Raw genomic sequence first — 18,323 nt, forward strand, 5'->3', positions numbered from 1 at the left:
CGACCGCCATATGACGCCTCGTGAAACTGCCCGGTCGCGATCCGGGCGGGCCGGCTCGGCTCTGTCTGCGAGCCGACCCCACGCGCAATCCCGGCGTGTGCCGTCCGGCCGGGCCGGACGGCATACGCCGTCGTGCATCAGTTCTTCGAGTAGAGCTCGACGATGAGCTGCTCGGTGAGCTGCGAGTCGATCTGCGCACGCACCGGGAGCTGGTGGATGAGGACCTGCAGCGATCCGTCGACGACCTGCATCCAGGCCGGGACGGGACGCTCGCCGAACGTCTGGCGGGCCAGCTCGAACGGGAAGGTCTCGACCGACTGCTTGCGGACCGTGATGATGTCGTACTGCTCGACGCGGTAGCTCGGGACGTCGACGCGCACGCCGTTGACCTCGAAGTGACCGTGGGTCACGAGCTGACGGGCGTGGCGACGCGTGCGGGCCAGGCCTGCGCGGTAGACCACGTTGTCGAGACGCGACTCGAGGATCTGGAGCAGGTTCTCACCGGTCTTGCCGGGGCGGCGGGCCGCCTCCTTGTAGTACCGGACGAACTGCTTCTCCATGACGCCGTAGGTGAAGCGGGCGCGCTGCTTCTCCTGGAGCTGGGTGAGGTACTCCTTCTCCTGGATCCGGCGACGGCCGTGCTGGCCGGGCGGGAAGGGACGGAGCTCGAAGTTCTTGTCGCCGCCGACGAGGTCCATCTTGAGGCGGCGGGACTTCTTGGTGATCGGGCCGGTGTAACGAGCCATAATTTATCGGTCTCTCTCGCGCTGTATCTTCGTCGCCGAAATCAAACGCGACGGCGCTTGGGCGGGCGGACACCGTTGTGCGGCGTGGGCGTGACGTCGCTGATCGCGCCGACCTCGAGGCCGGTGGCGGTGAGCGAACGGATCGCCGTCTCGCGACCCGAGCCCGGGCCCTTCACGAAGACGTCGACCTTGCGCATGCCGTGCTCCATCGCGCGGCGGGCCGCAGCCTCGGCCGCCATCTGGGCAGCGAACGGGGTGGACTTGCGCGAGCCCTTGAAGCCGACCTGGCCGGCAGAGGCCCACGCGATCACAGCACCCGTGGGGTCCGTGATCGAGATGATGGTGTTGTTGAACGTGCTCTTGATGTGAGCGTGCCCGTGGGCGACGTTCTTCTTCTCCTTGCGACGAACCTTCGTCGCACGAGCCTTGGGAGGCATGTTTCTCCTACGTCAGAACTGAATGTCGGTGAGACGTGATCGCGAGGCGATCAGCGTCACTTGGCCTTCTTCTTGCCGGCCACGGTGCGCTTCGGGCCCTTGCGGGTGCGCGCGTTGGTCTTGGTGCGCTGACCGCGCACGGGCAGACCACGACGGTGACGAAGGCCTTCGTAGGAACCGATCTCGACCTTGCGGCGGATGTCGGCCTGCACCTCACGGCGAAGGTCACCCTCGAGGCGGTAGTTGCCCTCGAGGAAGTCACGAAGCGCAACGAGCTCGGTCTCACCGAGGTCCTTGACGCGGGTGTTGGGGTCGACGCCGGTGGCAACCAGCGCCTCCTTGGAACGGGTGCGACCGACACCGAAGATGTAGGTCAGTGCGACCTCGACGCGCTTGTCGCGCGGAAGGTCGACTCCAACAAGACGAGCCATGTTGGTGGTTCTCCTGGATTCTGTTTCGCGGAGGTCTGGAGCAGGCACCGGTCCGGGGTCTGGGCCCGCCACTCAGAAGGACGGGCCACCGGTCCCCGGCCTCCGTGCCGGGGGTGACGTCCTGCGCCGACACGACGGTCGGTCATCAGGGGCCGGGTGCTGCTTTATTCAATTTCTTTGCGTGCTGTCGAAGTCTGTCGACGGCGAGGGTGGTGGCTCTGCTCAGCCCTGGCGCTGCTTGTGGCGCAGGTTCTCGCAGATCACCATGACCCGACCGTTGCGGCGGATCACCTTGCACTTGTCGCAGATCTTCTTGACGCTCGGCTGAACCTTCATCTGCCTGCTGTCTTCAGATCACGCGCCTGAGCTTCGCGGGCCCGCGGGCGGGCTCGTGTCGACCAGGCGCTTGGTGGTGTGTCGGGAGTTGGTGCCTCGCACTCGTCCCGGCCGGACGCGCTCGCTCTCGCGGACTCGTGCCGGCCGACCCTGGTGCTCAGCGGTAGCGGAAGACGATCCGACCGCGGGTCAGGTCATAGGGCGAGAGCTCCACCACCACGCGGTCCTCGGGGAGGATCCTGATGTAGTGCTGGCGCATCTTGCCCGAGATGTGGGCGAGCACCTTGTGACCGTTGGTCAGCTCCACCCGGAACATCGCGTTCGGGAGAGCCTCGACGATCGTGCCCTCGATCTCGATGACACCGTCCTTCTTGGCCATATCCTCCGTCTATCTGTTGGTGGCCGACCCGGACTGAGCCGGCCTTGGGGCGTGCCTGGTGCCGTGCACGGGGCACAGGCAAAAGTCGGGCGTCGAGGCACACGACACCCAACGCACAAGACTACGCCAGATCGCGCGGTTCCCGAAATCGACGCCGGGCGCCCGATCGCTCCCCCGCAGCGTCCGGGTCAGCCGTCGCGGTCAGGCGTCGAGCTCGGCACGCCGCAGCTCGACGAGCCGCTCGACGACAGCATCGGGGATCGGCCGTTCGACGGTGAAACGGATCGTGCCCTTGCTGAACGAGAAACCCTCGAGGTCGGGGGTCACGGCCTCCACGACCGCGGGGCTGAAGGGAAACACCGACAGGTGCTTGGCCGCGGCCGTGATGCCGAGCAGGGGCCGGCCGCCCAGCCGCAGCGCCGGCATGCCGTAGCTCGTGCCCTCCTCCGCGTCGGGCGCCGCGCGAACCGCCACGTCGACGACCCGTTGCAGGGCGTCGCGCTGCTCGGGCGCCAAGCCCGCCAGGTACTCCCCGATCGTCCCCATGCGCCGATGCTCCCATCGTTGGCGTGTTCGTGGCGACGTACGAGATGGGTACGTGCTCAGTAGTCCCAGTGTGCCGTTTCGACGACTCCTCCTCCTGCTGTCCGCCAGGCGGCCCGTGCACGGAAGGCCAGCCATGATCGTTCGCAGCCGGAACGGGATCGTCACGATCGTCGTGCTCCTGTGGCTCCTCATCGGTGTCGTCGCCGGGTTCCAACGCGGCTACTTCGGGTCGTCCGACCCGAGCTGCAGCCGCCTCGCGACGATCGCCGTGACGATCGTCGCCGGGCCGCTCAACTACGTCGGCGTCAACCCGCGCATCGGCTGCTCGGCGCCCCAGCCCTCGCAGTGACGTCCCAGGGCGGCGTCTCCGGGTGACGTCTCCGCCCGAGGTCCGCGCGCTACGCGTGGGGTGGCGCGGCATACTGGCCGGGTGACCGAGCCCGGCGCCGCCCCGTCTCCCCCGTCCACCCCCGACGCTCCCCCGGACCGCACCGACACGGTCAGCGCACCACCGGCCGAGGCCGAGAGCGTCGAGGACTACTACGCGAGGATCGTCGCCGCGACCGGCCACGACGGCCGCCTCCCCGTGGCCGTCGAGGAGATGCCCGGGTGGGACATCTACCCCTATGAGCCGAGCTCCTTGCAGCTCAAGCCGATCCAGCCGCTCGCCGATGCGGAGCCGCCGCGGCGGGGCGAGTCGAGCTCCGACTGCGCGTGCGCTCAGGGGCCGGGCGAGGACGACGGGACGCTCGTGTGGAGCAACCCGCGCTGGCGTCTCACGCTCAGCCGGAAGACCGGGCTGCCGGTCATGCTCATGCTCTCGCCCGTCGAGCACCACGACGTGCCGAGCCTACCGACCGCGCTCGCGGCCGAGATGGGTCAGCTCATCGTGGCCATCGGGGACGCCGTCGAGCACGTCCCCTCGGTCGGCCGGTTCCAGCTCGCGAAGTACGGCGACGGCGGCGCGCACGCCCACCTGTTCTTCCTCGGGCGGCCGGCGCGCATCCTGCAGTTCCGCGGCTCGCCCCTCATCGACTGGGAGGAGAACCTCCCGCGTGTGCCCCTCGACGTGCTGCAGGCCAACGCCCGCGTCGTCGCCGAGCGCCTCGTCGTGCACGTCGGCGGGCGCGCCGGCACCCTCGGACGCTAGGGCATCCGACAAGAGTCAGCGAGCGGGCACCGGCTCCCAGCGAGTTGCCAGCCAGACGGGGTCGTAACCCGTGAGCGGCACCATCCGCCACGTCACGTCTGCGTCCGCGCTGCGCATGCGGGCCTCGACGCGGATGCGGTGCGGCGTCTCGATCGCGATCACCTCGGCGCGGAAGGTGTCCTCGTCGACCCAGCCCCCGCTCGCCACGACCGGCAGGACCGCTCCCCCGGCCACGAGCTCACCCTCGCGCCACGCGCCGACCCCGACCGGAACGCGTACCCACTCGCCTCGGCGGGCGAGGCCGAGCACGTACTCGGCTCCGTCGCGGGTCACCGAGACGGCGGTGTAGTCGGACGAGAGGTCCGAGGCGTCGGAGCGGTTGAACTCGGCGTACTCGGGGCCGAGCGCGTCGCCCCACATCGCCGGGATCTCGAGCCCCGCGAGACGCTCGGCCAGCTCGTGGTCCGCGGCGTCCGACGCAGACCCCGCACCGATGGCCGGGACGACGTGGGCCCACAGCAGGTCGAGCGTCGACTGCATGCGCGTCTGCTCGGCCGTGACCGCCACGACCGAGTCGTGCTCGGGCAGGACGATGAGGAACTGGCCGTAGGCACCGTCGCCGCGGAAGCCGAACCGCTGCATCCAGAACGAGTAGCCGTAGCCACGGGTCCAGTCCTCGTCGGCGCCCGGGTCCTCGTTGCGCGGGCCGAAGGCGCGCGTCGCCTCGTCGACCCACGTCTCCGAGAGCAGCTGGTGGCCCTGCCACCGTCCGCGGTCGAGGTAGAGCTGGGCGACGGACGCGATGGCCTCGGTCGTGAGGTGCGCTCCCGTGAAACCGAGCTCGCGACCCAACGGGTCACGATGCCACGGGATGTCGGGCGCCAAACTCAGGGGCGTGAGCAGTCGCGGCCGCAGCACGTCGGCGATCCCGGCGCCCGTCAGGTCGCGCACGACGACGGCGAGCAGGTAGGTCGCGACCTGGTTGTACGCGAAGACCGTGCCGGGCTCGTGCGTCGGCTCGGTCGCGAAGACGCGCGGCACCCAGTCGCGGGACTCTCCGAAGTCGCTGCCACTCATCCGGTCGAACACGTGGCCCCACGCGTCCTGCTCGTGACCGACGGTCATGGACAGGCAGTGCCGCACCCGGACGTCCTCCCAGCCGGGCGCGACGGCCTCACGGTCGAGGTCCGGGAAGTGGTCGAGCACGCGGTCGTCGAGCGAGAGGCGTCCTTCCTGAACGAGGAAGCCGACGGCCGTCGCCGTGAGCGTCTTCGAGAGGGAGTACGCGAGGTGGACACGGTCGGTGGAATACGGCCTCCACCAGCCCTCGGCCACGACGTGACCGTGCCGGACCACCATGAGGCTGTGCAGCCCGAGGTGGTCGTGCTCGACTGCGTCGACGAACGCGAGGAGGCCGGCGGCGTCAACGTCCTGCGCCGACGGCGTGCTTCGGGGAAGGCTCACGAGCGTGAGGCTACGCGCCCGACGGGCGCGTGTGGGGGAGTCGGTCAGCTGCGCGTCAGCCGGACGCGTCGAGGGGGGCGTATGCCGCGCCATTGGCCTCGAGGGCCGCCTTGCCGCCGTCGATGGCGGTGAGGATCCACAGGCCGCCCTCGCGGACCGCGACGGAGTGCTCCCAGTGCGCGGCGCGCGACCCGTCGGCGGTGACGACCGTCCAGTCGTCGGCGAGCACCTTCGTGTCGGTGGAGCCGAGAGTGATCATCGGCTCGATGGCGCCGGTGAAGCCGGCGACGAGCTTGGGCCCGGTCTCGCGCACGGCGTAGTTCGGGATCTGCGGGTCCATGTGCATCTGGGTGCCGATGCCGTGACCGACGTACTCGTCGATGACGCCGTAGACGTGGCCGTCGCGCTCGGCCGCGGCCTCGATGCTCGCCTCGACGGCGTCGCCGACGGCATACAGGCGGCCGGCTACCTCCATCGCCGCGATGCCGGCGTAGAGACTCGCCTCGGTGGCGGCGATGAGCGCCAGGTCCTCAGGGCGTCCTGCCTCGGGGCCTCCGACGACGGCGGTGAAGGCCGCGTCGCCGTTCCAGCCCGACACCTCGGCGCCGCAGTCGATGGAGACGATGTCGCCCACCTCGAGGACCCGCGGGCCGGGGATGCCGTGGACGACCTCGTCGTTGACGCTCGTGCAGAGCGTGTGGCTGTAACCCGGGACGAGCTGGAAGTTCGGGATGCCGCCGTTGCTGCGGATGAACTCCTCGGCGAGGCGGTCGAGCTCGAGCGTCGTGACGCCAGGTCGCACCTCGCTCGCGAGCATCTCGAGCGTGCGCCCGACGAGCAGCCCCGCCTCACGCATGAGGAGGAGCTGCTCGTCGGTGCGGCCCTGGAGCCGATTGCGGCGTCCGAACATGGTGCTGACGTCCTCGCCCTGTCAGGCGTGCTGCGGCAGGGCCGCGATGACGCGGTCGGTGACCTCGTCGACGGCACCCATGCCGTCGACCTTGACGAGCAGGCCGACGAGCTCGTAGTGCTGCGCCAGCGGTGCGGTCTCCTTGCGGTAGATCGCCTGGCGCTCGCGGATGACCTCTTCGGTGTCGTCGGCGCGGCCCTCGGTCTCGGCGCGCTTGAGCAGCCGGTCGACGATGGCGTCCTCGTCCACCTCGAGCTCGAGGACGGCGTCGAGGGCGTGTCCGTGGCGGGCGAGCATGGCGTCGAGCGCGTCGACCTGGCCGGCGGTGCGGGGATAGCCGTCGAGGAGGAAGCCGTGCGTGGCGTCGGCCCACGTCAGGCGGTCCTCGACGATCTCGTTGGTGACCTCGTCGGGCACGTAGCCCCCGGACGCGAGGATGCCCTGGACCCGTCGACCGAGCTCGGTCTGGTCCTTGATGTTGGCGCGGAAGATGTCGCCGGTCGAGATGGCCGGGATGCCGAGGCGCTCGGCGATCCGGGCCGCCTGCGTGCCCTTACCGGCACCGGGCGGGCCGAGGATGATCAGTCGCATTTAGCGGAGGAACCCTTCGTAGTGACGCTGCTGGAGCTGCGCCTCGATCTGCTTGACCGTCTCGAGGCCCACACCGACGACGATGAGGATCGAGGTGCCACCGAACGGGAAGTTCTGGTTGGCGCCGACGAGCACGAGGGCGACGAGCGGGATGAGCGAGACGATGGCGAGGTAGATGGCACCCGGCACGGTGATTCGGGTCAGGACGTAGTTGAGGTACTCGGCCGTGGGTCGCCCGGCCCGGATACCCGGGATGAAGCCGCCGTACTTCTTCATGTTCTCTGCGACCTCGGTCGGGTTGAACGTGATGGAGACGTAGAAGAACGTGAAGAAGAGGATGAGGGCGACGTAGATCGCCATGTAGATGGGGTGGTCACCGCGGACGAGGTTGTCCTGGACCCACTGCACCCAGGCGGGGTTGTTTCCGTCCGCGCGCGTGTTGAACTGCGCGATCAGGCCCGGCAGGGCGAGCAGCGAGCTGGCGAAGATGACCGGGATGACGCCGGCCATGTTGACCTTGAGCGGGATGTAGGTGGACGTGCCGCCGTACATGCGACGGCCGACCATGCGCTTGGCGTACTGCACCGGGATGCGGCGCTGGGACTGCTCGACGAAGACGACCGCAGCGATGACGAACATCCCCAGCAGGATGATGCCGAGGAAGGTGCCCCAGCCCTTGTTCTCCTTGATGCCCCACAGCGAGGCCGGGAAGCCCGCGGCGATCGACGTGAAGATCATGAGGGACATGCCGTTGCCGACGCCCTTGTCGGTGATGAGCTCGCCGAACCACATGATCAGGCCCGTGCCTGCGGTCATCGTCAGGACCATGATGAGGATCGTCACCATCGACTGGTCCGTCATGATCGAGTCGCACTGGCCGCCGAAGAGGCTTGAGGGGTTGCGCGCGAAGGTGACGAGCGTCGCCGACTGGAGGATGGCGAGACCGATCGTCAGGTAGCGCGTGTACTGCGTCAGTTTGCTCTGCCCCGACTGGCCCTCCTCCTTGAGCGCCTCGAAGCGTGGGATCACGACCGTGAGCAGCTGGATGATGATGCTCGCCGTGATGTACGGCATGATCCCCAGCGCGAACACCGACAGCTGCAGCAGCGCGCCTCCGCTGAAGAGGTTGGCGAGGTTGAGGAACCCGCTCTGGTCGCTGCCGCCCGCGGCCTTGCCGGCCTCGAGGCAGTTCTGCACCAGGCCGTAGCTGATGCCCGGCGTCGGCACGTGCGAGCCGAGTCGGAACAGCACGATGATGCCGAGCGTGAAGAGCAGCTTCTTGCGCAGGTCCGGGGTTCGGAACGCGCGTACGAAGGCGGCGAGCACTGGGTCCTCCTGGGGGGCCGCGCGGTGGCGCGGCGTCATTCATGCAATCCGTGGAAGGTTAACGCAAAGGCGCAGCGCCCCGAGCCTCCCTCCGCCATGGCCGACGTCACGTCGGCTCGCGGGGTGGCGCTCGGGGCGCTGCTCACACGAGGTGTGTGATGGTCACTCGGGCCTGTTCACTCAGTCGGTGAGGGCCGTGACCGAGCCGCCTGCGGCCTCGATCTTCTCCTTGGCGGACGCCGAGAACTTGTGCGCCTCGACCTCCACCTTGACGGAGATCTCGCCCGTGCCGAGCACCTTCACCGGGAAACCGTCGCGGACGGCGCCCTTGGCGACGAGGTCCTCGACGGACACCTGACCGCCCTCCGGGAAGAGGAGCTGCAGGCGGTCCAGGTTGACGACCTGGTACTCGGTGCGGAACGGGTTCTTGAAGCCGCGGAGCTTCGGGAGGCGCATGTGCATCGGCATCGAGCCGCCCTCGAACCGCTCCGGGACCTGGTAACGGGCCTTCGTGCCCTTGGTGCCACGACCGGCGGTCTTGCCCTTGGAGCCCTCACCACGACCGACGCGGGTCTTGGCGGTCTTGGCTCCGGGGGCCGGACGCAGGTGGTGGACCTTGAGGGCGGACTCGCCCGACTTCTTGGCGGCCTCGACGTTCTTGTCGGCCATGGTCAGTCAACCTCCTCGACGGTCACGAGGTGCGTGACCGTCTTGACCATCCCGCGGATCTCGGGACGGTCCTCCTTGACGACGACGTCGCCAATGCGCTTCAGACCGAGGCTGCGCAGCGTGTCACGCTGGTTCTGCTTGCCGCCGATCTCGGAACGGGTCTGGGTCACCTTGAGACGAGCCATCACGCACCAGCCTTCTGGGCCTGGGCCTCGGCGATACCCGCGGCGCGAGCCCGGAGCATGGCCGCCGGGGCGACCTCCTCGAGGGTCTTGCCACGACGCGCAGCGACCGACTCGGGGCGCTCGAGGTCACGCAGGGCCTGGGCCGTGGCGTGCACGATGTTGATGGCGTTGTCGGAGCCCAGCGACTTGCTGAGGACGTCGTGGATGCCGGCGCACTCGAGCACCGCACGCACCGGGCCACCGGCGATGACACCGGTACCGGGGGCAGCGGGGCGGAGCATGACGACACCGGCCGCGGCCTCACCCTGGACGGGGTGCGGGATGGTGCCCTGGATGCGCGGGACCTTGAAGAAGTTCTTCTTGGCCTCCTCGACACCCTTGGCGATGGCCGCGGGAACTTCCTTGGCCTTGCCGTAGCCGACGCCCACCGTGCCGTCACCGTCACCGACGACGACGAGAGCGGTGAAGCTGAAGCGACGACCACCCTTGACGACCTTGGCGACACGGTTGATGGTCACGACGCGCTCGACGTACTGGTTCTTGTCGTCACGGCTGTCGCGGTTGTCGCGGCCGCCGCGGTTGTCACGGCGATCGCCACGGTCGGCGCGCTCGCCGCCACCGGCGGGGCCGGTGCCTCGACGCTGCTGTCCGGGCATCAGATGTTCCTCATCTCAACAATTGCGGTCACGAAGTGGTTGGTCACAGGGACAGCCCACCTTCACGGGCGCCCTCGGCGATCGCCGCGACGCGGCCGTGGTACTTGTTGCCACCACGGTCGAACACGACGGCCTCGACACCGGCGTCCTTGGCGCGGGCAGCCACGAGCTCGCCGACCTTCTTGGCCTTGGCCGTCTTGTCGCCGTCGAACGCGCGCAGGTCGGCCTCCATCGTCGAGGCCGAGGCCACGGTCTTGCCGACCGTGTCGTCGACGACCTGGACGAAGAGGTGACGGCTCGAGCGCGACACGACGAGGCGGGGACGGGCCGCGGTGCCGGCGATCTTCTTGCGACCGCGCACCTGGCGACGGATGCGGGCGGCAGCCTTGGACCTGCCGCGCTTGATGATCATTGCCATGGCTTACTTACCGGCCTTTCCAACCTTGCGACGGATCTGCTCGCCCGCGTAGCGAACGCCCTTGCCCTTGTACGGGTCGGGCTTGCGCAGCTTGCGGATGTTGGCAGCGACCTCACCGACGAGCTGCTTGTCGATGCCCTGCACCGAGAAGCGGGTCGGGTTCTCGACGGCGAAGTTGATGCCGGCGGGAGCCTCGATCGTGATCGGGTGCGAGTATCCGAGCGAGAACTCGAGGTTCGAGCCCTTCGCGGCGACACGGTAACCCGTGCCGTGGATCTCCATCTTCTTCTCGTAGCCCTCGGTGACCCCGAGGACCATGTTGTTGATGAGCGAGCGGGTCAGGCCGTGGCGCGAGCGCGAGTCACGCTCGTCGTCGGGGCGCTTGACCTCGAGGTTGCCCTCGGCCAGCTCGACCGTGATCGGCTGCACGACGGTCAGGGAGAGCTCACCCTTGGGGCCCTTGACGATGACGTCCTGGCCCTCGACCTTGACGTCGACACCCGAGGGGATGGAGACAGGGAGTCGTCCGATTCGCGACATGTCAGTGTCTCCTTACCAGACGTAGGCGAGGACTTCCCCACCCACGCCCTTCTCGTGTGCCTGCTTGTCGGTCAGGAGACCGGTCGAGGTCGACAGGATCGCGACACCGAGGCCACCGAGAACCTTGGGCAGGTTCGTCGACTTGGCGTAGACGCGCAGACCGGGCTTGCTCACGCGACGCACGCCGGCGATCGAGCGCTCGCGGTTCGGGCCGTATTTGAGGTCGATGGTCAGCGTCTGGCCGACCTCGGCCTCCTCGATCTTCCACGAGGCGATGTAGCCCTCGGACTGGAGGATCTCGGCGATGTTCTTCTTCAGCTTCGAGTACGGCATGGAGACGACGTCGTGGTGCGCCGAGTTGGCGTTCCGGACGCGGGTCAGCATGTCCGCAATCGGGTCAGTCATGGTCATGTGGGCTCTCCGCCCTTCCTCACCGGGGTTTCGACCGGGGCTATCTGCCCTGCGACGGCTGGGCCGTCGTGTGGCCGACCTACGGTGTCAGAGGTGTGTTGGTCTTGGGGTTGCTCTGGACTCGGGGAGCCGGTTACCAGGAGCTCTTGGTCACGCCCGGCAGCTCGCCCGCGTGAGCCATCTCGCGAAGGCAGATGCGGCAGAGGCCGAACTTGCGGTACACCGAGTGCGGGCGACCGCACTTCTGGCAACGGGTGTACGCGCGGACCTTGAACTTCGGCTTCCGGTTCGCCTTGTTAACGAGCGCGGTCTTGGCCATGTCAGTTCTCCTTGAAGGGGAAGCCGAGCTGCTTGAGCAGCGCGCGACCCTCGTCATCGTTGGTCGCCGTGGTGACCACGGTGATGTCCATGCCTCGCACGCGGTCGATCCGGTCCTGGTCGATCTCGTGGAACATCGACTGCTCGGTCAGGCCGAACGTGTAGTTGCCGTTGCCGTCGAACTGCTTCGGCGAGAGGCCACGGAAGTCGCGGATGCGCGGGAGGGCGATCGTCACGAGACGGTCGAGAAACTCCCACATGCGGTCACCGCGGAGCGTCGTGTGCGCGCCGATCGGCATGCCCTCACGCAGCTTGAACTGGGCGATGGACTTGCGAGCCTTGGTCACGACCGGCTTCTGACCGGTGATGGCCGTGAGGTCGCGCACGGCGCCCTCGATGAGCTTGCTGTCCTTGGCAGCGTCGCCGACACCCATGTTGACGACGACCTTGACGACGCCGGGCACCTGCATGACGTTCGCGTAGCCGAACTGCTCGAGCAGCGAGCCCTTGATCTCGTCCTGGTAGCGCTGCTTCAGGCGTGGCTTCGCCGCGGTGATGGTCGCTGTGTTCTCGGTCATCTCAGAGGTCCTTGTCCGACTTGACCGCGACACGGACGCGAGCCGCCTTCTGGCGGCCATTGCGCTCGACGGTCTCGACTCGCGTCCTGACGCGGGTCGGCTTCTTCGACTCGGGGTCGACGATCGCAACGTTGCTGACGTGGATCGCGGCCTCGGTGTGGGTCAGGCCACCGGTGCGGGTGCCACGGGCGGTCGCGCCGGCCTTGACGTGCTTGGTGACGCGGTTGATGCCCTCGACGAGCACGCGCTGGGTCTCCGGGTAGACCGCGATGACCTTGCCCTGCTTGCCCCGGTCGCCGCCGTTCTTCTGGCTGCGGCCGGAGATGACCTGGACGAGGTCACCCTTCTTGATCTTCATCTTTGCCTTCGCCATGTTCACAGCACCTCCGGCGCGAGAGAGATGATCTTCATGAACTTCTTCTCGCGCAGCTCACGACCCACCGGGCCGAAGATACGGGTACCACGCGGGTCGCCGTCGGCCTTGAGGATCACCGCAGCGTTCTCGTCGAACTTGATGTAGGAACCGTCGGCGCGGCGACGCTCCTTGACGGTGCGGACGATGACGGCCTTGACGACGTCACCCTTCTTCACGTTGCCGCCGGGGATCGCGTCCTTGACGGTGGCGACGATGGTGTCGCCGATGCCGGCGTAGCGACGGCCCGAGCCACCGAGAACACGGATGCAAAGGAGTTCCTTGGCACCGGTGTTGTCGGCGACGCGCAGCCGCGACTCCTGCTGAATCACTGTCTAACTCCTGTCGTCGTGCTGGTTCTCACCGGTTGCCCGGATGAGCCTTGCCGAACGGAAATGGGGGGTGGCTTACTTGGCCTTCTCGAGGATCTCGACGACACGCCAGTGCTTCGTCGCGGAGAGCGGACGCGTCTCCATGATGAGCACGCGGTCGCCGACGCCGGCAGCGTTCTGCTCGTCGTGCGCCTTGACCTTGCTGGTGCGGCGGATGACCTTGCTGTAGAGGGCGTGCTTGACGCGGTCCTCGACCTCGACGACGACGGTCTTGTCCATCTTGTCGCTCACCACGTAGCCCTGACGGGTCTTGCGGTAGTTGCGCTCGTTCGCCTGGTCGCTCACGACCTTCTCCTGCTCGCTCATGCGTCAGCCTCCTGCGCCTTGTCAGCCTTCTTGGCCTTCTTCTCGGCCTTGTCAGCCTTCTCGGCCTTGTCAGCCTTCTTGTCGGCCTTGGCAGCCTTCTTCTCGACCTGCTCGGCCTTTTCCTCCGCCTTGGGAGCGGCGGGGGCCGAACCGATGCCGAGCTCGCGCTCACGCATCTCGGTGTAGATCCGCGCGATGTCCTTCTTGACTGCGCGCAGACGCCCGTGGTTGTCCAGCTGGCCGGTGGCCGACTGGAAACGCAGGTTGAACAGCTCTTCCTTGGCCTTCTTCAGCTCGTCCGCGAGCTTCGCGTCGTCCAGACCACGCAGCTGCTCGGGAGCCAGGTCCTTGGTTCCGACTGCCATCAGATGTCACCACCCTCACGCTGAACGAAGCGGCACTTCATGGGGAGCTTGTGCATCGCGAGACGCATGGCCTCACGCGCCACCGGCTCGGTCACGCCCGAGATCTCGAACATGACGCGGCCCGGCTTGACGTTGGCGATCCACCACTCCGGCGAGCCCTTACCGGAACCCATGCGGGTCTCGGCGGGCTTCTTGGTCAGCGGACGGTCGGGGTAGATGTTGATCCACACCTTTCCGCCACGCTTCATGTAGCGGGTCATCGCGATACGAGCGGACTCGATCTGGCGGTTGGTCACGTAGGCCGGCTCGAGGGCCTGGATGCCGTAGTCACCGAAAGCGATCGCCGTGCCACCCTTGGCCGCGCCGTGGCGGTTCGGGTGGTGCTGCTTGCGGTGCTTGACTCGACGGGGAATCAACATGGTCAGGCCTGCTCATTCTCGGTGCTTGCCGCGGCGGGGGCCTCGGCAGCAGCGGTCTCGTTCACTGCCGGAGCAGCGGCGGTCTCGTTGCGGTCACCACGACGGGCGCGGTTCGGACGGTCACCGCCGTCACGACGCGGACCACGCGACGGGCGCGGAGCCGCAGCCTGCTGGGCAGCGAGCTCCTTGGCCGTCATGTCGCCCTTGTAGATCCACACCTTGACGCCGATGCGGCCGAACGTGGTGCGGGCCTCGTAGAAGCCGTAGTCGATCTGCGCACGCAGCGTGTGCAGCGGGACACGACCCTCGCGGTAGAACTCGGTGCGGCTCATCTCGGCGCCGTTGAGGCGACCGGAGACCTGCACGCGGATGCCCTTCGCGCCGGCGCGCTGGGCGGACTGCATGCCCTTGCGCATGGCGCGACGGAACGACACGCGAGCCGAGAGCTGCTCGGCGATGCCCTGGGCGACCAGCTGCGCGTCGACCTCGGGGTTCTTCACCTCGAGGATGTTCAGCTGGACCTGCTTGCCCGTGAGCTTCTCGAGCTCGCCGCGGATGCGGTCGGCCTCGGCGCCGCGGCGGCCGATGACGATGCCCGGGCGGGCCGTGTGGATGTCGACGCGGACGCGGTCACGGGTGCGCTCGATCTCGACCTTGGCGATGCCGGCGCGCTCCATGCCCGTCTCCATCAGGCGACGGATCGAGACATCTTCCTTGACGTAGTCGCGGTAGCGCTGACCCGACTTGGTCGAGTCGGCGAACCAGCGGCTCTTGTGGTCGGTGGTGATGCCCAGACGGAAGCCATGGGGGTTGACCTTCTGACCCATCAGCGGGCTCCCTTCACGCGGTTGGTGTTTGCAGCCTCGGGCTGCGTGACGACCACGGTGATGTGGCTCGTGCGCTTGTTGATGCGACCGGCGCGGCCCTGGGCACGCGGACGGAAACGCTTCATCGTCGGGCCCTCGTCAACGAACGCCGCCGAGATGACGAGGTTGCGCTCGTCGAACGCGACCGACTCGCGGTCGGCCTTGACGCGGGCGTTGGCGATCGCGCTCTCGAGCACCTTCTTCACGGGCTCCGAGGCGGACTGCGGCGCGAACGTGAGCACCGTGACGGCGTCGGTGGCGGCCTTGCCGCGGATCAGGTCCACGACACGGCGAGCCTTCTGCGGGCTGACCCGGACGTGCCGAGCCGAAGCCTTGGCTTCCATGACTTCTTCCTTGGATTCGGTGGCCATCAGCGACGACGACCCTTCTTGTCGTCCTTCACGTGACCCTTGAACGTGCGGGTCGGCGCGAACTCGCCGAGCTTGTGGCCGACCATCGACTCGGTGACGAACACCGGGACGTGCTTGCGGCCGTCGTGGACGGCGAAGGTGTGACCGAGCATGTCCGGGCTGATGACCGAACGGCGCGACCAGGTCTTGATGACGGTCTTGGTGCCCGCTTCGTTCTGGGCGTCCACCTTCTTCTGAAGGTGGTCGTCGATGAAGGGGCCCTTCTTCAGGCTACGAGGCATTCCAAAGGCTCCTTATCAGCGCTTCTTGCCAGTACGGCGGCGACGCACGATGAGCTTGTCGCTTTCCTTGTGTCCCTTGCGGGTCCGGCCCTCGGCCTGACCCCACGGGCTGACGGGGTGACGTCCACCGGACGTCTTGCCCTCACCACCACCGTGCGGGTGGTCGACCGGGTTCATGGCCACACCGCGGACGGTCGGGCGCTTGCCCTTCCAGCGCATGCGGCCGGCCTTGCCCCAGTTGATGTTGCTCTGCTCGGCGTTGCCCACCTCGCCGACGGTCGCGCGGCAGCGGACGTCGACGTTGCGGATCTCACCGGACGGCATACGCAGCTGGGCGAAGGGGCCGTCCTTGGCGACGAGCTGGACGCGCGCACCGGCGGAGCGGGCGATCTTGGCGCCGCCACCCGGCTTGAGCTCGATGGCGTGCACGACCGTGCCGACCGGGATGTTGCGCAGCGGCAGGCTGTTGCCCGGCTTGATGTCGGCCCCGGGGCCGTTCTCGATCGGGTCGCCCTGCTTGAGGCGGTTCGGCGCCAGGATGTAGCGCTTCTCGCCGTCGGCGTACTGGACGAGCGCGATGCGCGCCGTGCGGTTGGGGTCGTACTCGATGTGAGCGACCTTGGCAGGGACGCCGTCCTTGTCGTGGCGACGGAAGTCGATGACGCGGTACGCACGCTTGTGACCGCCACCGATGTGGCGGGTGGTGATGCGGCCTGCGTTGTTGCGACCACCCGTCTTGGGAAGCGGCCGGACGAGCGACTTCTCCGGGGTGGAACGCGTGATCTCGACGAAGTCGGCGACCGACGAGCCGCGACGGCCCGGTGTGGTCGGCTTGTACTTACGGATACCCATGTTGGTTCAGTCCTTGTTCTTCGTCGATCTCAGGCGCCCGCACCGAAGATGTCGATCGAGCCCTCGCGGAGGGAGACGATCGCACGCTTGGTGTCCTTGCGCTTGCCGATGCCGAAACGGGTGCGACGGCTCTTGCCCTGACGGTTCAGGGTGTGCACCTTGTCGACCTTGACGTTGAAGATCTGCTCGATGGCGATCTTGATCTCCGTCTTGTTCGCGCGGGGGTCGACGATGAAGGTGTACTTGCCCTCGTCGAGCAGCCCGTACGACTTCTCGGAGACGACCGGCGCGATCAGGATGTCGCGGGGGTCCTTGGCGTGGATGCTCACTTGGAGGCCTCCTTGTCGGCCTTGACCGGGCCAGCGACGAACGCGTCGAGGGCGGCCTGGGTGAAGACGATGTCGTCGGCACAGAGCACGTCGTACGTGTTGAGCTGGTCGGCGACCAGCACATGCACGTTCTGCAGGTTGCGCACCGACTTGAACGCCACCTCGTCACCGCGCTCGAGCACGACGAGCAGGTTCGGGCGCTCGGTCAGACCGGCGAGCAGCACGGCTGCGTCCTTCGCCGAGGGCACGTCGCCCGAGACGATGGAGTCGACGACGTGGATGCGGTCGAAGCGGGCCCGGTCGGACAGGGCGCCGCGCAGGGCGGCCACCTTCATCTTCTTGGGCGTGCGCTGCGAGTAGTCACGCGGCTGCGGGCCGTGGACGACGCCACCGCCGGCGAACTGCGGGGCGCGGGTCGAGCCCTGACGAGCGCGGCCGGTGCCCTTCTGGCGGTACGGCTTGCGCCCACCGCCGCGGACCTCGCCGCGGGTCTTCGTCGAGTGCGTGCCCTGACGGGCGGCCGCGAGCTGCGCCACCACGACCTGGTGGATCAGCGGGACGTTGGTCTGGACGTCGAAGATGTCAGCGGGAAGCTTGGGGGTCTTCGTGGCCATCTGGATCATGCACCCTTCGCAGCCGTGCGGATCAGGACGATGCCACCGCGGGGGCCGGGAACGGCACCCTTGATGAGCAGCAGGCCCTTCTCGGCGTCAACGGCGTGGATCTGGAGGTTCTGGGTCGTCTGGCGAACGCCACCCATGCGACCGGCCATGCGCATGCCCTTGAAGACACGGCCCGGGGTCGAGCAGCCGCCGATGGAGCCCGGCTTGCGGTGGTTGCGGTGGGCGCCGTGCGAGGAGGAGACGCCGTGGAAGCCGTGACGCTTCATGACACCGGCGAAGCCCTTGCCCTTGGTCGTGCCGGTCGCGTCGACGCGCTGGCCGGCCTCGAACGACTCGGCCGTGATCTCCTGGCCGAGCTCGTAGTCGCCGGCGTCGGCGGTGCGCAGCTCGACGAGGTGACGGCGCGGCGTGACGCCGGCCTTCTCGAAGTGGCCCGACATCGGCTTGTTCACCTTGCGCGGGTCGATCGCGCCGAAGGCGATCTGGACCGCGGAGTAGCCGTCGGTCTCGTCGGCGCGCACCTGCGTGACGACGCAGGGGCCGGCCTTGACGACGGTCACGGGGATGAGCCGGTTGTCGGCGTCCCACACCTGGGTCATGCCGAGCTTCTCGCCGAGCACGCCCTTGACGTTCTTCTGAGCAACAGTCATGTCAACTACCGCCTCAGAGCTTGATCTCGATGTTGACGTCCGCCGGCAGGTCGAGACGCATCAGCGAGTCGACGGCCTTGGGCGTCGGGTCGATGATGTCGATGAGGCGCTTGTGCGTGCGCATCTCGAAGTGCTCGCGGCTGTCCTTGTACTTGTGGGGCGACCGGATGACGACGAAGACGTTCTTCTCCGTCGGCAGCGGAACCGGGCCCACCACGGTCGCGCCGGCGCGCGTCACTGTGTCAACGATCTTCCGGGCCGAGTTGTCGATGACCTCGTGGTCGTACGACTTCAGCCGGATGCGGATCTTCTGTCCCGCCATCTGAAGTAACGTCTCTCTCTCGCTTATGACTGCCGGTTCCCTTG

General features: G+C 67.8%; 33 protein-coding genes. 2 read left to right on the forward strand and 31 right to left on the reverse strand.

Annotated elements, in window-relative coordinates; all coding sequences use genetic code 11:
- Nucleotides 1-137: 137 nt before the first annotated feature.
- From rpsD to ACFQU3_RS22750, 6 genes are all read right to left on the reverse strand, one after another.
- The gene (rpsD, locus tag ACFQU3_RS22725) at nucleotides 138-746 is read right to left on the reverse strand and encodes a 30S ribosomal protein S4 (RefSeq protein WP_385914070.1); all 609 of its coding nucleotides are present in this window, start codon (nucleotides 744-746) and stop codon (nucleotides 138-140) included.
- A gap of 41 nt (nucleotides 747-787) precedes the next feature.
- Nucleotides 788-1,183, reverse strand: coding sequence for a 30S ribosomal protein S11 (rpsK, locus tag ACFQU3_RS22730; protein ID WP_188032296.1), 396 nt, complete (start codon nucleotides 1,181-1,183; stop codon nucleotides 788-790).
- Nucleotides 1,184-1,239: 56 nt separating this feature from the next.
- Nucleotides 1,240-1,614, reverse strand: coding sequence for a 30S ribosomal protein S13 (gene rpsM, locus ACFQU3_RS22735; RefSeq protein ID WP_141823451.1), 375 nt, complete (start codon nucleotides 1,612-1,614; stop codon nucleotides 1,240-1,242).
- A 222-nt stretch (nucleotides 1,615-1,836) separates the two neighbouring features.
- Nucleotides 1,837-1,950, reverse strand: a complete 114-nt coding sequence (gene rpmJ, locus ACFQU3_RS22740; protein ID WP_006592630.1) for a 50S ribosomal protein L36 — start codon at nucleotides 1,948-1,950, stop codon at nucleotides 1,837-1,839.
- Between the two features lie 157 nt (nucleotides 1,951-2,107).
- Nucleotides 2,108-2,329: a translation initiation factor IF-1 gene (gene infA, locus ACFQU3_RS22745; protein ID WP_006946284.1), complete on the reverse strand. Its 222-nt coding sequence runs from the start codon at nucleotides 2,327-2,329 to the stop codon at nucleotides 2,108-2,110.
- Nucleotides 2,330-2,530: 201 nt separating this feature from the next.
- Nucleotides 2,531-2,875: an iron chaperone gene (locus ACFQU3_RS22750; RefSeq protein ID WP_385914076.1), complete on the reverse strand. Its 345-nt coding sequence runs from the start codon at nucleotides 2,873-2,875 to the stop codon at nucleotides 2,531-2,533.
- A 133-nt stretch (nucleotides 2,876-3,008) separates the two neighbouring features.
- On the opposite strand from ACFQU3_RS22750, the gene ACFQU3_RS22755 reads away from it, so the two are divergent.
- Both ACFQU3_RS22755 and ACFQU3_RS22760 read left to right on the forward strand, forming a co-directional pair.
- Nucleotides 3,009-3,224, forward strand: coding sequence for a hypothetical protein (locus tag ACFQU3_RS22755; protein ID WP_385914078.1), 216 nt, complete (start codon nucleotides 3,009-3,011; stop codon nucleotides 3,222-3,224).
- 81 nt (nucleotides 3,225-3,305) lie between these two features.
- Nucleotides 3,306-4,025 carry a hypothetical protein gene (locus tag ACFQU3_RS22760; RefSeq protein WP_385914080.1) on the forward strand — a complete coding sequence of 240 codons (720 nt, stop codon included), beginning with the start codon at nucleotides 3,306-3,308 and terminating at the stop codon, nucleotides 4,023-4,025.
- 15 nt (nucleotides 4,026-4,040) lie between these two features.
- Here the strand turns inward: ACFQU3_RS22760 and ACFQU3_RS22765 are convergent, their stop codons facing one another.
- From ACFQU3_RS22765 to rpsJ, 25 genes are all read right to left on the reverse strand, one after another.
- A complete protein-coding gene (locus ACFQU3_RS22765; RefSeq protein ID WP_385914082.1) occupies nucleotides 4,041-5,489 on the reverse strand; it encodes a serine hydrolase domain-containing protein in 1,449 nt (482 codons plus the stop codon).
- 55 nt (nucleotides 5,490-5,544) lie between these two features.
- Entirely contained in the window at nucleotides 5,545-6,399 is an 855-nt protein-coding gene (gene map, locus ACFQU3_RS22770) for a type I methionyl aminopeptidase (protein ID WP_385914084.1), read from the reverse strand.
- A 21-nt stretch (nucleotides 6,400-6,420) separates the two neighbouring features.
- Nucleotides 6,421-6,990, reverse strand: coding sequence for an adenylate kinase (locus ACFQU3_RS22775; RefSeq protein WP_385914086.1), 570 nt, complete (start codon nucleotides 6,988-6,990; stop codon nucleotides 6,421-6,423).
- The gene (secY, locus tag ACFQU3_RS22780) at nucleotides 6,991-8,316 is read right to left on the reverse strand and encodes a preprotein translocase subunit SecY (RefSeq protein ID WP_385914769.1); all 1,326 of its coding nucleotides are present in this window, start codon (nucleotides 8,314-8,316) and stop codon (nucleotides 6,991-6,993) included.
- Between the two features lie 180 nt (nucleotides 8,317-8,496).
- Entirely contained in the window at nucleotides 8,497-8,985 is a 489-nt protein-coding gene (rplO, locus tag ACFQU3_RS22785; RefSeq protein ID WP_385914088.1) for a 50S ribosomal protein L15, read from the reverse strand.
- Nucleotides 8,986-8,987: 2 nt separating this feature from the next.
- Complete coding sequence (gene rpmD / locus ACFQU3_RS22790) at nucleotides 8,988-9,170, reverse strand: 50S ribosomal protein L30 (RefSeq protein WP_045191891.1); 183 nt, start codon at nucleotides 9,168-9,170, stop codon at nucleotides 8,988-8,990.
- Nucleotides 9,170-9,826, reverse strand: coding sequence for a 30S ribosomal protein S5 (rpsE, locus tag ACFQU3_RS22795; RefSeq protein WP_385914089.1), 657 nt, complete (start codon nucleotides 9,824-9,826; stop codon nucleotides 9,170-9,172). The genes rpmD and rpsE overlap by 1 nt, the downstream gene beginning before the upstream one ends.
- Before the next feature lie 43 nt (nucleotides 9,827-9,869).
- On the reverse strand, nucleotides 9,870-10,244 hold the full coding sequence (gene rplR, locus ACFQU3_RS22800; RefSeq protein WP_385914091.1) for a 50S ribosomal protein L18: 375 nt from the start codon (nucleotides 10,242-10,244) through the stop codon (nucleotides 9,870-9,872).
- A 3-nt stretch (nucleotides 10,245-10,247) separates the two neighbouring features.
- The gene (gene rplF / locus ACFQU3_RS22805) at nucleotides 10,248-10,784 is read right to left on the reverse strand and encodes a 50S ribosomal protein L6 (RefSeq protein WP_385914093.1); all 537 of its coding nucleotides are present in this window, start codon (nucleotides 10,782-10,784) and stop codon (nucleotides 10,248-10,250) included.
- 12 nt (nucleotides 10,785-10,796) lie between these two features.
- Nucleotides 10,797-11,195, reverse strand: coding sequence for a 30S ribosomal protein S8 (gene rpsH, locus ACFQU3_RS22810; protein ID WP_385914095.1), 399 nt, complete (start codon nucleotides 11,193-11,195; stop codon nucleotides 10,797-10,799).
- 133 nt (nucleotides 11,196-11,328) lie between these two features.
- On the reverse strand, nucleotides 11,329-11,514 hold the full coding sequence (locus ACFQU3_RS22815; RefSeq protein WP_020143231.1) for a type Z 30S ribosomal protein S14: 186 nt from the start codon (nucleotides 11,512-11,514) through the stop codon (nucleotides 11,329-11,331).
- A gap of 1 nt (nucleotide 11,515) precedes the next feature.
- Nucleotides 11,516-12,091 carry a 50S ribosomal protein L5 gene (rplE, locus tag ACFQU3_RS22820; RefSeq protein WP_385914097.1) on the reverse strand — a complete coding sequence of 192 codons (576 nt, stop codon included), beginning with the start codon at nucleotides 12,089-12,091 and terminating at the stop codon, nucleotides 11,516-11,518.
- 1 nt (nucleotide 12,092) lies between these two features.
- A complete protein-coding gene (gene rplX / locus ACFQU3_RS22825) occupies nucleotides 12,093-12,464 on the reverse strand; it encodes a 50S ribosomal protein L24 (RefSeq protein WP_385914099.1) in 372 nt (123 codons plus the stop codon).
- 2 nt (nucleotides 12,465-12,466) lie between these two features.
- Nucleotides 12,467-12,835 carry a 50S ribosomal protein L14 gene (rplN, locus tag ACFQU3_RS22830; protein ID WP_142181405.1) on the reverse strand — a complete coding sequence of 123 codons (369 nt, stop codon included), beginning with the start codon at nucleotides 12,833-12,835 and terminating at the stop codon, nucleotides 12,467-12,469.
- Nucleotides 12,836-12,910: 75 nt separating this feature from the next.
- On the reverse strand, nucleotides 12,911-13,201 hold the full coding sequence (rpsQ, locus tag ACFQU3_RS22835; protein ID WP_188032307.1) for a 30S ribosomal protein S17: 291 nt from the start codon (nucleotides 13,199-13,201) through the stop codon (nucleotides 12,911-12,913).
- A complete protein-coding gene (gene rpmC, locus ACFQU3_RS22840) occupies nucleotides 13,198-13,566 on the reverse strand; it encodes a 50S ribosomal protein L29 (protein WP_385914101.1) in 369 nt (122 codons plus the stop codon). Before rpmC ends, rpsQ begins: the two co-directional genes overlap by 4 nt.
- Nucleotides 13,566-13,985, reverse strand: a complete 420-nt coding sequence (gene rplP / locus ACFQU3_RS22845; RefSeq protein WP_385914103.1) for a 50S ribosomal protein L16 — start codon at nucleotides 13,983-13,985, stop codon at nucleotides 13,566-13,568. The genes rpmC and rplP overlap by 1 nt, the downstream gene beginning before the upstream one ends.
- A gap of 2 nt (nucleotides 13,986-13,987) precedes the next feature.
- Nucleotides 13,988-14,812, reverse strand: coding sequence for a 30S ribosomal protein S3 (gene rpsC / locus ACFQU3_RS22850; protein WP_385914105.1), 825 nt, complete (start codon nucleotides 14,810-14,812; stop codon nucleotides 13,988-13,990).
- Nucleotides 14,812-15,195, reverse strand: coding sequence for a 50S ribosomal protein L22 (gene rplV / locus ACFQU3_RS22855; protein ID WP_385914107.1), 384 nt, complete (start codon nucleotides 15,193-15,195; stop codon nucleotides 14,812-14,814). The genes rpsC and rplV overlap by 1 nt, the downstream gene beginning before the upstream one ends.
- Nucleotides 15,196-15,221: 26 nt before the next feature.
- Nucleotides 15,222-15,503 carry a 30S ribosomal protein S19 gene (gene rpsS, locus ACFQU3_RS22860; protein WP_141823434.1) on the reverse strand — a complete coding sequence of 94 codons (282 nt, stop codon included), beginning with the start codon at nucleotides 15,501-15,503 and terminating at the stop codon, nucleotides 15,222-15,224.
- Nucleotides 15,504-15,518: 15 nt separating this feature from the next.
- On the reverse strand, nucleotides 15,519-16,355 hold the full coding sequence (gene rplB, locus ACFQU3_RS22865; protein ID WP_385914109.1) for a 50S ribosomal protein L2: 837 nt from the start codon (nucleotides 16,353-16,355) through the stop codon (nucleotides 15,519-15,521).
- Between the two features lie 29 nt (nucleotides 16,356-16,384).
- Nucleotides 16,385-16,684: a 50S ribosomal protein L23 gene (gene rplW / locus ACFQU3_RS22870; RefSeq protein WP_385914111.1), complete on the reverse strand. Its 300-nt coding sequence runs from the start codon at nucleotides 16,682-16,684 to the stop codon at nucleotides 16,385-16,387.
- Nucleotides 16,681-17,307 (reverse strand): 50S ribosomal protein L4, encoded by a 627-nt coding sequence (gene rplD / locus ACFQU3_RS22875; RefSeq protein ID WP_385914113.1) that lies wholly within the window; start codon nucleotides 17,305-17,307, stop codon nucleotides 16,681-16,683. Before rplD ends, rplW begins: the two co-directional genes overlap by 4 nt.
- Nucleotides 17,304-17,957, reverse strand: a complete 654-nt coding sequence (rplC, locus tag ACFQU3_RS22880) for a 50S ribosomal protein L3 (protein WP_385914115.1) — start codon at nucleotides 17,955-17,957, stop codon at nucleotides 17,304-17,306. The genes rplD and rplC overlap by 4 nt, the downstream gene beginning before the upstream one ends.
- Nucleotides 17,958-17,970: 13 nt before the next feature.
- The gene (gene rpsJ / locus ACFQU3_RS22885) at nucleotides 17,971-18,279 is read right to left on the reverse strand and encodes a 30S ribosomal protein S10 (protein ID WP_009775966.1); all 309 of its coding nucleotides are present in this window, start codon (nucleotides 18,277-18,279) and stop codon (nucleotides 17,971-17,973) included.
- Nucleotides 18,280-18,323: the final 44 nt, after the last annotated feature.

Source organism: Terrabacter sp. GCM10028922, assembly GCF_042666095.1.
Classification (GTDB): domain Bacteria; phylum Actinomycetota; class Actinomycetes; order Actinomycetales; family Dermatophilaceae; genus Terrabacter.